The sequence below is a fragment of the Pseudomonas sp. GW821-FHT05H12 genome (assembly GCF_059419385.1).
In genome coordinates this window covers 83,466-96,382 of sequence record NZ_JBWKRS010000017.1, presented here as the reverse complement: position 1 = coordinate 96,382, position 12,917 = coordinate 83,466, and the positions used below count along the sequence as shown (strand labels likewise).

Below are 12,917 nucleotides of genomic sequence, written 5' to 3'. Positions count from 1 at the left end.
CTGCGGTCCATACTTTCATCACCCCCTTGTTCAAGGAATCACGGTCATGAAATTCTCCGCAGTGTCGCAATCCCTGTCCCGCTGGGCAGGCAGCCCCCGCACGTTCTACGCGGCGGTGGTGTTGATTCTGGCGTGGAGCCTGAGCGGGCCGTATTTCCATTACAACGACACGTGGCAGCTGATCATCAACACCTCGACCACCATCATCACCTTCCTGATGGTGTTCCTGATCCAGAACACGCAGAACCGCGACAACGACATCCTGCACATCAAGATCGACGAGCTGCTGCGGGTCTCCAAGGATGCACAGAATGCCGTGTTGAGCCTGGACGGCCTGGACCGCAAGGAGCTGGAAAAACTGCGCCAGGAATACCGCAGCATCGGCAACACCGGCACCGTGAACCTCAACAGCAGTTGCGGGCAGGCTGCCGATGATGCGGCGCCGAGCAAAACCGATTTGAACCAGGCGTAAAAAAACGGCGGTTGGAGAGGACTCTAACCGCCGTTTTTTTGTCAGGTGATGTGATCAACCGTCGCCTTGATGACCTTTGCCATAGGTCGACGCGAGGGCACGGGCTTTTTGCAGACGCTCTTCCAGCTTGGGCAGCGTCTCATCCACCAGTGCTTTTATTTCGGGCACATCCGACGCCGCGCCTTCCTGTTTGAACAGAGCGATGGCGTCTTCGTTTTCCTTGACCTGCTGGGCAGTGTAGGCGGCATCGAAGGAATCACCGTCCTTGAGTTCAGGCATCAAAGTCTCGGCCTTGTCGACGATCTTTTCCCGGGGCGCCACAGGCAAGTCGAGCTTCTTGGCGATCGCGGCCAAATGCTGGTTGGCCAGGGTGCGTTCGTTGATCACCTCGATGGTGTAGTCCTTGATTTCCTGGGACGAGGTTTTGGCGTGGGCCATGCGACTGGTTTCGATATCGGCCATACCTTTGGCCGAAGCCTGCTCGATGAATTCGGCAGGCGACTGGGCGAAAGCATTGCTGGCGCCGAGGCCCAGCAGCATCGCGAAACTGGCGGTGCGTAACCGGATAGCCATGCGGCTCATGATGGGTTCCTCCAGGGCAAAAATAAGTGCGGGGAGAATACGCCCCGCCCTGAATTCGAATTTTCAGGGCGGCAAAGGTTTAGAAAAAACTCGCCAGTGCGACGAACGGTCGTCGGTCTATCAGGCCGGTTTACTGCCAAACAGGCCCGGCAACGCGTGTGCCAGGGCATTGATGGCGAAACCGATGAACATCACGCCGCAGAGCTTGGTGATCAGGATTTCATGACGCTGGTACACCGTGCGCACGCGCTGGGCACCGACTACGCCGATGAGGATGGCGTAGGCCAGCAGACCGCCGACAAAGCTCAGGAAGATTAGCGAAGGCAGCATCGCCCAGGTCAACAATTCGGCGCGGCTGGACAGCAATGCCGTGAAGGTTGCCACTGCCACCGGGTAAGCCTTGGGGTTGGTCAGGCCAAACAGAATGCCGTGCCAGAACGGATGGCGGGCCGCCCCCTGGGGCGCATCGCTGCTGCGACGCTGGGTGCGGATCGCGCGCCAGCCGAGCCAGAACAGGTACAGGCCACTGAGTACGCCCAGCACATCAAACGCACTGCTGCCGACTTCCCGCGCGCCAACAATGGCGATCAGCGCCGTACTGCACCACACCACATCCCCCAGCAAGTGCCCGCACAGAAAACCCGCACCGGCACGACGGCCACGAGCGGCGCCAATACCGAATACGGCCAGTACTCCCGGGCCGGGTGTAATACCGTAGATAAAACCCGAAGCAAGGACGGCGAGCAGCAAGGATGGGGTCATGGGCGCGACTCAAACAAACGGTTGGAAGGTGATGGGATTCTGCACGTTCTGCCGAGGAGCGCAATCCTGAAAAAAACCCCGCCCTCCTGTAGGAGCCGGCTTGCCGGCGATTGGGGACTGTCAGGCAATACGTGGGCAAGCTGACCCGGCGCAATCGCTGGCAAGCCAGCTCCTACAGTTAGGGGGTGTAAGACAAGACGCCTTGCACCTGCTCGATCAACCATTGCAACCCCGAATCCCCGCCCCGCCGCGCATGCCACGCCAGTTCAACGGCAAACGAAGGAATATGAAACGGCGGCGGCACGCTCACCAGCGCCGGGTGATCGATGCTGAGCAAGCCCCGGGACGACACCGTCAAGATCAGGTCCGTGCCCTGGATCAACTGGGGCGCCACCCCCCAATGCGGCAGGCTGATTGCCACATGTCGCCGCTCACGAATGGCGCTCAGGGCGCGCTCGATTTCCGGCGTGCCGCTGCCGCGCATTTCCAGCAGTACATGGGGCCGCGACAGGTAAGTGGCCAACTCCAGCGAGCCGTCCTCCGGCAGGCTGCTGCGGTCCACCAGGCAGGTGTAGTGCTCTTCGAACAAGGGCGTGGTGCGTAATTCGGCGGGCATGTCGGGGAACACCCCGGCGGCCAAATCAAGGTCGCCATTGAGCACGCCATCGACCATGCCTTCACGGCTGGCCTGGACAATCTGCAAGTCGATACCCGGTGCTTCGCGGCGCAAGGTACGCACTAGGCCAGGCAGGAAAATCGCCGCGCTGTAGTCCGACATGGCCACCCGAAACCGGCGCTTGGCCGACGCCGGATCAAACCGGTTCGGCGCCAGCAGCGCCTGCACCTGCGCCAACGCCTCGGCCAGTGGGTTTGCCAGCTCCAAGGCACGGGCCGTGGGCACCAGGCTGCCGCCCTGGCGGACCAGCAGCGGGTCGCCCAGCAAGTCCCTCAAGCGCGCCAGCGCATGGCTCACGGCCGGCTGGCTCAGGTGTAAACGCTCGGCCGCGCGGGTGACATGTTGCTCAGTCAGCAACGCGTCGAGGATCACCAGCAGGTTGAGGTCGATGCGACGCAGATCATTCATCAGCTGCATGCTCACCATAAGAACTTGGAATTTAAATGTGCGTGACGAATACCTTAGAGTCCAGCAAAACCTCTGGGAGATTCGACATGACGACGTTGCATTGGGTGGGTTTGCTGGTGCTGGCAGTGATCGCCGGCGCGGTGGTGCCGTTTCAGAGCGCAATCAATGCCAACCTCGGGCGCGGGCTTGGCCACCCGTTGTGGGCCACCCTGGCCTCCTTGCTGGTGAGCATCATCGTGCTGCTGCCGGTGATCCTGGCACTGCGCCTGCCCTTGCCGAGCCTGGCCTTTATCAGCAAAGCGCCGCTGTGGATGTGGGCCGGTGGTGCGTTCGGCGTGTGCTTTATTTCCCTGGCATTGATGCTGCTGCCCAAGCTGGGCGCCTCAGGGTTTATCGCGCTGGCCATGGCCGGGCAAATTCTCGCCTCGCTGCTGCTCGATCACTTCGGCCTGTTCGGCCTGGTGGAGCGCCAACTGACAACGCCCCGCGTGTTGGGGGCGTTGTTATTGATCGGCGGCGTGGCGTTGATTCAGTTCAGCGCCACACCGGCCCGAGCCTTGGCAACGGCGGGCTGATCAGCCCTTGTCGAGGGTGCGCAATTTTTGCGGCAAGCCCCACAACAAGAGGGCCGCCGCCAACAGCGCACACACACCGATCACGTACAGCGCTGGTGTGGTACTGCCGGTCAGGTCCTTGATGCGCCCCACCATCACCGGGCTGACGATGCCGCCGAATTGCCCCAGCGTATTGATCACCGCGATGCCGCCCGCCGCACCTGCTCCGGCACCGGCCAGCAGCTTGGGTGGCAAGGTCCAGAAGGTTGGGATCGAGGCGATGATGCCGGCTCCCAACATGCCCAGGGCGATGATCAGGAAGGTGGTGTGGTCGGCAAAGATGCCGGCGCTGAAAAAGCCCACGGCACCGAGCAACACCAGGCCGCTGACAAACTTGCGTCGCTCGCCGGTAGCGTCCGACAAGCGCCCGATCACCACCATGCTGATCGCACCACATACATAGGGAATGGCCGTGAGCAAACCAATCATCACCGGGCTCTGGGTGCCGGCGCTGCGGATCAACTGCGGTGCCCAGAAGTTGAGACCGTAGGACGCGACCTGGATCAGGAAGTAGATAAAACCAAGCATCAGGAAACCGGGAATACGGATCGCCGACAGCAGCGAACCGCCGTGCGAGTTCGGCTCATGCTTGGCGATACGGCTCGACAGCAAGGCCTTCTCCGCCGTTGTCAGCCAATGGGCGTCTTCGATGCGGTCCTTGAGCAGGGTCAACACCATCAAGCCCAGGCCGATGCACGGCAAGCCGCCAAGCAGGAACAACCAGTGCCAGCCACGCATTTGCAGCACGCCGTCGAGGTGCTCCAGCACCAGGCCGGAAAACGGTGCGCCTACCAGCCCGGCAAAGGCCGAGGCCAGGAACAGCATCGAGGTGATGCGTCCACGGAAGTGTTGGGGAAACCACAGCGTCAGGTAATACAGCACGCCCGGCGCGAAACCCGCCTCCATGGCACCGATCAGAAAACGCAGCGCATAGAACTGCCACTCGGCAGTGACAAACACCATGGCCGCCGTGGCCAGCCCCCAGGACATCATGATCCGCGCAATCCAGCGCCGGGCGCCGACCTTGTACAGCATCATGTTGCTGGGCACTTCGAAGATCACATAGCCCACCACAAACAACCCGGCCCCCAGGCCGTAGGCGGTGTCGCTCAGGCTCAGGTCGGCCTGCAGCTGGAACTTGGCGAAGCTGATGTTGATCCGGTCAAAAAACGCGAACAGGTAGCACACCATGATCAGTGGCATCAGGCGCCAGGCGACCTTGCTGACCAGGGCTTTTTCCGCGTCAATCTCATCAGCCGTGCGCGCGCCGGCCTCTAACGTATTAGTGCTCATGGTTTCTCTCCAGCGGGCTGCTCACAGGCGCCCGATTGTTTTTGTTGTCTGGTGCGGCGTTACAACGTGGCGATGTACGCCGGTGGCGGATGCAGGTCGCAGTTGCGCCCGGCCTTGGCCACCTGGCCGGGTAATTCATGGCCCAGCAGGGCCGGCAAGCGGCGAGACATGTCCAGCAGGTGCGGCAGGTCGATGCCGGTGGGAATGCCGACTTCGTCGCAGAGGTTCACCAAGTCTTCGGTGCAGATATTGCCCGATGCCCCCGGCGCGAACGGACAGCCACCCAGGCCGCCAAGGGCCGCATCAAAACGGCGGGCACCGGCTTCATAAGCGGCCAGCACATTGCACAAACCCAGGCCGCGGGTGTTGTGGAAATGCAGGGTCAGGTCACTGGCGGGCACACGCTCCAGCACACGTTTTACCAAGCGTTCTACCTGACGCGGGTTGGCCATGCCGGTGGTGTCAGCAAGGCTGATGCCCGGTATTCCCAACGCCAGGTAAGCGTCGACAATGTGCAGCACGCGGTCTTCATCAATCTTGCCTTCGAACGGGCAACCGAAGGTGGTGGCGATGCTGCCGTTAAGGCTCACCGGATGCTCGGCGGCAAAGCTGACAATGTCGCCAAACGCCGCCAACGACGCCTCGCAACGCATGCGCATGTTCGCCAGGTTGTGGGTCTGGCTGGCGGACATCACCAGGTTCAGTTCATCGGCGCGGGACTCGATGGCGCGCTGAGCGCCCTTGAGGTTGGGAATCAGCGCCACGTAGATCACACCCGGCGTGCGCGTGATGCCCTGGAACACCTGCTCGCCATCGCGCAGCGCCGGGATGGCCTTGGGCGAAACGAACGAGCCGGCTTCGATCCGCGAAAACCCGGCCTGGGACAGCCCGTCGATCAGGGCGATCTTGTCAGCGGTTTCAACCCAGGTCGGTTCGATCTGCAGGCCGTCACGCGGGGACACTTCCTGCACGATCAGCGCGTCGGAATAATCAGTAATCATTGCACCACTCCCGCGGTTTTCAGGCGTTGGATATCGGCCCCGGTCAGGCCCAGGCTGCCGAGGATATCGTCGGTGTGCTGGCCCAGGCTCGGCCCCTGCCAGTTCACGCCGCCCGGAGTTTCCGACAGCTTGGGCACGATGCCCGGCATTTTCACCGACACACCACCCGGCAGCTCGGCAGTGAGCAACATATCGCGCGCCTGGTAGTGCGGGTCGCTGACGATATCGGCCACGGAGTAAATGCGCCCTGCCGGCACTTCGGCAGCTTCCAGGGCGCTGAGCACCTGGTCGATGGGCAAGCTGCTGGTCCAGTGGGTGATCGCCGCGTCGAGCAGACCGCTCTTGGCGGCGCGGCCATCGTTGTGGGCGAACTCGGGCGCGTCGGCCAGATCGGCGCGGCCGATGGTGGCCATCAGGCGCTTGTAGATCGGGTCGCTGTTGCCGGCGATCACCACATAGGCGCCGTCGGCGGTCAGGTAGGTGTTGGACGGCGCAATGCCGGGCAACGCCCCGCCGCTGCGCTCACGCACATGGCCGAGCATGTCGTATTCGGGCACCAGGCTTTCCATCAGGTTGAACACGCTTTCGGCCAGGGACACATCGACCACCTGCCCGTCGCCCTGCCCGGTCTTGACCCGCAGCAGCGACATCAGCGCGCCGATCACGCCGTGCAATGACGCCAGGGAATCGCCCAGGCTCACCCCGACCCGCGCAGGCGGTGAATCCGGGTTGCCGGTGGTGTAGCGAATGCCGCCCATGGCCTCGCCGATGGCGCCGAAGCCAGGACGATCGCGGTAAGGGCCGGTCTGGCCGTAGCCAGAGATGCGCACCAGGGTCAGCTTGGGGTTGATGGCCTGCAGCACATCCCAGCCCAGGCCGAGCTTTTCCAGGCCACCGGGGCGCAGGTTTTCAATCAGTACATCGGCGTCGCCAAGCAGTTGCTTGATCAGGTCCAGGCCTTCCGGGGACTTGAGGTCCAGGGCCAAGGACTTCTTGTTGCGCGATTGCAGGTACCACCACAGCGATGTGCCTTCGTGCAGCTTTCGCCATTTGCGAAGCGGGTCGCCCTGGCCCATGGCTTCGATCTTGATCACCTCGGCGCCAAACTCGGCCATCAGCCGGGCGGCGAACGGCGCGGCAATCAGGGTGCCGATCTCGATCACCTTGATACCGCTCAGGGGAGCCGTCATGGGGTGTACCTCTTGTTCTTGGAATGTGGGGCCAAGACTAGAGGGCAGCGCCAGGAGAAATCCAACCGTCAGTTGGCAACGAGCGTTCGCCAAACACGAACGATTAGGGAATTATCTGTAGGAGCCGGCTTGCCGGCGATGGCTGTCTCAAGGTTTGCGCCGGTTTCGAGGCCGCCATCGCCGGCAAGCCGGGCTCCTACAGATGACCGCATTCCCCTGTGGGAGCCGGGCTTACCCGCGATGAGGCCGACAGGGTTTCAGTTACACCAGCGCCTTGCGCAGGTAGTCGTAGAGCAGGCGGCTCACCGGCGACAGTTGCGCCTCATCGCGCACCACCAGGATCAGGCTGCGATCCGACCAGGCATCCGTCAACGGCACCGCGTGCAGGCCCAGCGCCCGCCCGAACAATTCATAGGCCTTGTGCGGCAGGATGCCAATGCCCATGTTCGCCTGGACCATCCGGCACATCGCATCAAAGCCCGGCACATGAATGCGCAGGCGCAGCATCTTGCCCGCCTCGCGCGCGGCCGCGTGGGTGCGCATGTTGATCGAACTGGCGGCGTGCAAGCCGACGTAATCGCTGTCCAGAGTCTCGTCGAACGCCAGGCTGTCGCGCGTGGCCAGCGGATGATCGGCGGGCATCAGCACCACCAGTTTGTCGAGACGGTAGGTCACGCCGGGCAAGCCTTTGGTGTCGGTGTCACTGGAGCAGATGCCCAGGTCGGCCACACCATCGAGCACGCCTTGCACCACGCCGTTGCTGGGGCGCTCTTCCAGATCGGTTTTCACTTCGGGGTGCAGTTGGGAAAAGTCCCGCAGGTCTTCGGGCAGAAACTGAATGATCGCCGACAGGTTGGCCAGCATCCGCACATACCCGCGTACGCCGTGGCTGTGCTCACCCAGTTCCAGGCCCATTTTTTCGACGTTGAACAACATCTGCCGGGCGTGGTGCAACAGGGTTTCCCCGGCGGCGGTCAGGTCCATGCCCTTGGCACGGCGCACGAACAGGCTCACGCCGAGCACTTGCTCCAGCTCCATCAAGCGCTTGCTGGCCGCCGACACAGCAATGGCTTCGCGGTTGGCGGCACGGGTCAGCGTGCCTTCTTCATACACCGCGACGAACAATTGCAGCGTGATCAAATCAAGACGGCGTACCAGGCTCTTGTGCAACATCAGTGACGCTCGTCAGCCAAGCGATTGATCCCGGCCTGCTCCACCACCGGCTGCGGCGCCCCCACGCTCGCCGCCTGCAACATCGCCCGGCCGACGGTCTCGGTGCTCACGACCCAATCCGGTTTGATCCGGCGAAAGAACGACAGCAACGGCCCGAGCACGTTATAGAACGACTGGTACAACGGCGTCTTCGAACGCACGCCATGCAACGGCTGGATCACCCCCGGCCGGAACAGGTACACCGCCTTGAACGGCAGGCGCAGCAAGGCGTTCTCGGTCTTGCCCTTGACCCGCGCCCACATCGACTTGCCGGCTTCGGAACTGTCGGTGCCAGCGCCGGACACGTAGATAAACGTCATCTGCGGATTGAGCCGCGCCAGGGTGCTGGCCGCGACCAACGTGAGGTCATAGGTGAGGTGGGTGTACTTGATCTCGTTCATCCCGGCCGAAGAAACGCCGAGGCAGAAGAAGCAGGCGTCGAAGCCTTGCAGCAGGTTTTCCAGTGGCTGAAAATCTAGCATGTCGCTGTGCAACACCTGATGCAGCTTGCCGTGCTCCTGGGTCAACGGCGTGCGGCCGACGGCGACGACTTCCTGGACGTCGGCGGCCAACAGGCACTCACGCAGCACGCCTTGTCCGACCATGCCGGTGGCGCCGAATAATAGAACTCTCATCAAGTACTTCCTTCATCCAGCCAGTTTTGACTACCCAACAGTCAGATCTTTGAAGGCCATCATCACATTCGGCCATTCAGTTGACACCTTACTCAATCTGGTGCACTTCGACCTCAGTAAATAGCGTGACGCTTGCACTATTTATCCACAACACCGCAGTCAGGTGCGTCTTTGCCTAAACACCATCAAACAATATCAAAACGACACCCATTAGCCATCAGAAATGTAGGAACCTACTCACGCCGAAACCATCATCCAGAGTAGTTTGCATAGGAAACGCCTGACTTATTCAATAAAAAAATCCCGCTACTGTTTTCCACCCATCCCCAAGGACGAATAAAAAATGGAAAACACAGGGCAACTTAATAAATTCTCCAACTACAAGAAAATAATCGACATCTCTGACAATGATTGGCATTCGGCTAAAACAGGTCGAATTAGCGAACTAAATGTCGTCGTAAAAAAATGCAACTATCTTACAGATCAATTTGGACGTGAGCTCCATCACTTCTGCACCACTTCATACCTTGGCCTTGATTACCACCAAGACATATTGGAAGGTGCCATAAACGGATTAATAACAGCAAAGACACTTCGCATTGCCAATTCAAAAAATCGATGCAAGCTTCAAATGCTTGAACAGTATGAAGTCGAACTATCGAGTCTTTTCAAATCGACCTGCCTGAGCACTTTATCCTGCAGCGCTGCTAGTTCAGGATTACTGCCTCTACTTGCCAGTGGAGCGCTGACCAATGACTGCCCACCTATTATGATATTCGACAAACACTCTCACTACTCAATGAACCATATCAAAGCTTCTTGCGCAGATGAATCTGAGGTAGTAACAGCTCCTCACAACGACATCTCCTTCATTGAAGAAATTTGTAAAAAGCGCAAAAATGTCGCGTACATTGCGGACGGCCTCTACAGCATGGGCGGTAAGGCAGATATTGATGGGCTGCTCCATCTCAAGTCTCGCTATGGGTTATTTCTTTACCTCGACGACTCACACGCGCTATCGGCATTCGGCGAGCAAGGAAGCGGGTTTATACGACCACAACTGAAAGAGCTAGATGATCGAACATTAATCGTAGCCTCTCTCGGAAAAGCATTTGGCGCAAGCGGTGGTTTGATAATGTTCGGAAATGAAAAACAAAAGAACTTAATGTATCGATACGGCGGCCCCAGCAACTGGTCCCAAAGCCTAAATTCAGCAGCTATCGGCGCTGGCTTAGCGTCAATAAAAATCCATCGATCGGCAGAACTACCCGCACTCCAAGAAAAGCTCCTCGCCAACATCCGGTTATTTGACAGCCTCATACACACGGAGCAACACAACACCAACACCGCAGTTCGCTTAGTGACCTGCGGAACGGCTGAAAAAGCGAACGCGCTTGCCATACAACTCGCAGACAGCGGCTTTTTCACTTCGGCCGTATTTTTCCCTGTGGTTCCAAAAAACAAAGCTGCCATTCGAATAACGCTCCGAGCAGACATGGAATACGAGACGATATATTCATTTTGCTCAAAACTATTGAGTCTGATAGAGGAAAACAAAATCACAAACTAGCCTGAGGCTTTCACGCACTCAGAAAAATTACGTGCTCTATGGATTATCCGATAGTCTGGTTTAATTTTATCCACTCAACATTTTCAGTGATGGATGACTTTCGTTGAAAAAAACCGCGATCCTCACCCTCGCCTGCTGCGCCGCCTTCCTCGGCCAAGTGGGCATCAGTAGCTACTTGCCCGCAGTCCCGGCCATCGCCCATTCTCTGCCCGCTGCAGAGGATCAGGTGGCGCTCGCACTCGCGATCTATTTGGCGGGCATGGCATTGCCAATGCTGTTATGGGGAAGCCTGGGTGAACGGTTTGGCAGGAAGCCCGTACTGCTCGCCGCACTGGCGCTGTATGCGTTGGCGAGTGTGGCGATTCCATCGGCATTCAACATTGAGTCCTTTCTGTGTTTACGGCTGATCCAAGGCCTGGGCGCCGGGGGCGTTTCAGTGATGGCGCGCGTCCTGGTGCGGGACAGTTTCAGCGGCGCCTTGCTGGCCAAGGGTTTGTCGTGGCTGGGGATGACGTTTGTGATCGCGCTGGGTATCGGCCAGTTCATGGGATCGATATTGCAGCTGGCGTTTGGCTGGAAAGCGATCTTTTATGCGTTGACGACCGGGGCTTTGGCGTTGATGGTGGTGTTGCAGCGGGTCACGTTCCCGACCTTGGTGAAGGCTGACTCGCCAGAGTCTACGTGGCGCATCTATACCAAGATTGTGCAACATCCGCCCTTTCTGCACGCGGCGTTGGCCGGTGGGCTGGGTTATGGGGTGATCATTGCGTTTAACACCTGCGCGCCGCTGATCTTGCAGGGGCATTTCGAATGGAGTGCGGCGCAATATGGCTGGCTGGGGTGGCCGATCAGCGGGGCGTATTTGGCGGGGGCGTTGATGGTCAATCGTTTCGTTGCCCGCACTGGGCGGTCGACGATGATGAACTGGGGTGTGACGCTGGTGTTTCTGGGCACCGCGGTGATGCTGCTGGGCAGTGTGTTTGCCAGCGGGCTCGCAGTATTGCTATGGCTGCCGTATTGCCTCGCCGTGCTGGGCCAGTCGATGAGTTACCCGATCAGTTTGTCACTGGCCAACGATGAGTCGCCGGTAGGTGGCTCTTATGCGATGGCACTCAGTGGTTTTATGCATCAAATGATGGCCGCGCTGATTGGTGGCCTGGCAAGCCTGCTGGTAACCGTGCAGGCCTGGCCGTTGGCGCTGATGTGCATGGCGCTGGCGGGCGGCGCATTCGCGTGCGCCGCCCGATGCAGGTCCGATCAGAACGCGCTGCGAAAGATCTCCTCGATCTGACGCTGATCCGCGCGCCGTGGGTTGGTCAGCCCGCATGCGTCCTTCAATGCGTTAGTGGCCAGCAGCGGAATGTCCTGCAATTTAGCCCCCAACTCCCGCAGGCCGGCCGGGATCTCGACGTCGTGGGACAACGTGCGAATCGCGACGATGGCGGCCTGGGCGCCCTCTTCCGGGGTGCGGCCCTTGATGTCGGCGCCCAATGCGCGCGCCACGTCGCTCAGGCGTTTGGCGCTGACGCTGGCATTGAAGCTCTGCACATGGGGCAGCAACACGGCGTTGCACACACCGTGGGGCAGGTCATACAGGCCGCCCAGTTGGTGGGCCATGGCGTGCACGAAACCCAGAGATGCGTTGTTGAAGGCCATGCCGGCGAGGAATTGCGCGTAGGCCATGTTTTCCCGCGCGGCCTTGTCGCTGCCGTCGCGGACCGCCAGGCGCAGGTTGGCGCTGATCAGTTCGATGGCCTTGATCGCACAAGCATCGGTGATCGGCGTGGCGGCGGTGGACACGTAGGCTTCGATGGCGTGGGTCAGGGCGTCCATGCCGGTGGCGGCGGTGAGGCCTTTGGGCATGCCGACCATCAGCGCCGGGTCGTTGACCGACAGCAGCGGCGTGACGTTGCGGTCGACAATGGCCATTTTCACGTGGCGGGTCTGGTCGGTGATGATGCAGAAGCGGGTCATCTCGCTGGCGGTGCCGGCCGTGGTGTTGATGGCCACCAGCGGCAGTTGCGGCTTACTCGATTGATCGACGCCCTCGTAGTCGCCGATGTGCCCGCCGTTGGTGGCACACAGGGCGATACCCTTGGCGCAGTCATGGGGCGAACCGCCGCCCAGGGACACCACGAAATCACAGGCGCTTTGCTGCAACAGCGCCAGGCCGTTCTCGACGTTCTCAACCGTGGGGTTGGGTTTGGCGCCGTCGTAGATCACCGAGTCGATGTCCTGCATGGCCAGTTTCTCGGCGATCATGGCCGCCACGCCGGCCTTGGCCAGGCCGGCGTCGGTGACGATCAGCGCCTTGCGAAAACCATAGTTGCGGATGGCGGTCATGGCTTCGTCGAGGCAGTCGATGCCCATGATGTTCACGGCGGGGATGAAGAAGGTGCTGCTCATGGTCAATCCTCAGAGGCGTTATGCCAACAGAATCCACCTCTACCGCGCGGCGTATCTTGATCAGGATCAACGCCGGCTCGTGATAAAGTCACCGCC

13 protein-coding genes are annotated in these 12,917 nt (G+C 60.2%); 4 read left to right on the top strand and 9 right to left on the bottom strand.

Features of this window, described 5'->3' with window-relative positions:
- The first annotated feature begins 46 nt into the window (after nucleotides 1-46).
- Nucleotides 47-472, top strand: a complete 426-nt coding sequence (locus AC07SU_RS16825; RefSeq protein WP_176999213.1) for a low affinity iron permease family protein — start codon at nucleotides 47-49, stop codon at nucleotides 470-472.
- A gap of 54 nt (nucleotides 473-526) precedes the next feature.
- Here AC07SU_RS16825 and AC07SU_RS16820 read toward each other — a convergent pair whose 3' ends face one another.
- The 3 genes from AC07SU_RS16820 to AC07SU_RS16810 form a co-directional block, all read right to left on the bottom strand.
- Nucleotides 527-1,054, bottom strand: a complete 528-nt coding sequence (locus AC07SU_RS16820) for a DUF4142 domain-containing protein (RefSeq protein ID WP_016975135.1) — start codon at nucleotides 1,052-1,054, stop codon at nucleotides 527-529.
- Between the two features lie 120 nt (nucleotides 1,055-1,174).
- Nucleotides 1,175-1,816, bottom strand: coding sequence for a LysE family translocator (locus tag AC07SU_RS16815; RefSeq protein WP_176999214.1), 642 nt, complete (start codon nucleotides 1,814-1,816; stop codon nucleotides 1,175-1,177).
- Between the two features lie 178 nt (nucleotides 1,817-1,994).
- Nucleotides 1,995-2,909, bottom strand: coding sequence for a LysR family transcriptional regulator (locus tag AC07SU_RS16810; RefSeq protein ID WP_494997663.1), 915 nt, complete (start codon nucleotides 2,907-2,909; stop codon nucleotides 1,995-1,997).
- A 77-nt stretch (nucleotides 2,910-2,986) separates the two neighbouring features.
- Between AC07SU_RS16810 and AC07SU_RS16805 the strand changes: the two genes are divergently transcribed.
- On the top strand, nucleotides 2,987-3,475 hold the full coding sequence (locus AC07SU_RS16805) for a DMT family transporter (RefSeq protein WP_457409610.1): 489 nt from the start codon (nucleotides 2,987-2,989) through the stop codon (nucleotides 3,473-3,475).
- Here AC07SU_RS16805 and AC07SU_RS16800 read toward each other — a convergent pair whose 3' ends face one another.
- The 5 genes from AC07SU_RS16800 to AC07SU_RS16780 all read right to left on the bottom strand — a co-directional run bounded on the left by AC07SU_RS16800 (nucleotide 3,476) and on the right by AC07SU_RS16780 (nucleotide 8,845).
- A complete protein-coding gene (locus AC07SU_RS16800) occupies nucleotides 3,476-4,807 on the bottom strand; it encodes an MFS transporter (RefSeq protein ID WP_494997662.1) in 1,332 nt (443 codons plus the stop codon).
- 59 nt (nucleotides 4,808-4,866) lie between these two features.
- Entirely contained in the window at nucleotides 4,867-5,808 is a 942-nt protein-coding gene (locus AC07SU_RS16795) for a hydroxymethylglutaryl-CoA lyase (RefSeq protein ID WP_494997661.1), read from the bottom strand.
- Nucleotides 5,805-6,998, bottom strand: coding sequence for a CaiB/BaiF CoA transferase family protein (locus AC07SU_RS16790; protein WP_494997660.1), 1,194 nt, complete (start codon nucleotides 6,996-6,998; stop codon nucleotides 5,805-5,807). Before AC07SU_RS16790 ends, AC07SU_RS16795 begins: the two co-directional genes overlap by 4 nt.
- A 261-nt stretch (nucleotides 6,999-7,259) precedes the next feature.
- A complete protein-coding gene (locus AC07SU_RS16785) occupies nucleotides 7,260-8,171 on the bottom strand; it encodes a LysR family transcriptional regulator (protein WP_494997659.1) in 912 nt (303 codons plus the stop codon).
- Entirely contained in the window at nucleotides 8,171-8,845 is a 675-nt protein-coding gene (locus tag AC07SU_RS16780) for an NAD(P)H-binding protein (protein WP_494997658.1), read from the bottom strand. Before AC07SU_RS16780 ends, AC07SU_RS16785 begins: the two co-directional genes overlap by 1 nt.
- A gap of 343 nt (nucleotides 8,846-9,188) precedes the next feature.
- Here AC07SU_RS16780 and AC07SU_RS16775 point away from each other — a divergent pair, with 343 nt between their 5' ends.
- Both AC07SU_RS16775 and AC07SU_RS16770 read left to right on the top strand, forming a co-directional pair.
- A complete protein-coding gene (locus AC07SU_RS16775) occupies nucleotides 9,189-10,415 on the top strand; it encodes an aminotransferase class I/II-fold pyridoxal phosphate-dependent enzyme (RefSeq protein ID WP_494997657.1) in 1,227 nt (408 codons plus the stop codon).
- Between the two features lie 103 nt (nucleotides 10,416-10,518).
- Nucleotides 10,519-11,706, top strand: a complete 1,188-nt coding sequence (locus AC07SU_RS16770; RefSeq protein WP_494997656.1) for an MFS transporter — start codon at nucleotides 10,519-10,521, stop codon at nucleotides 11,704-11,706.
- Here AC07SU_RS16770 and yiaY read toward each other — a convergent pair.
- Nucleotides 11,673-12,821, bottom strand: a complete 1,149-nt coding sequence (gene yiaY, locus AC07SU_RS16765; protein WP_494997655.1) for an L-threonine dehydrogenase — start codon at nucleotides 12,819-12,821, stop codon at nucleotides 11,673-11,675. The two genes, AC07SU_RS16770 and yiaY, sit on opposite strands and share 34 nt — an antisense overlap.
- Between the last annotated feature and the right edge of the window lie 96 nt (nucleotides 12,822-12,917).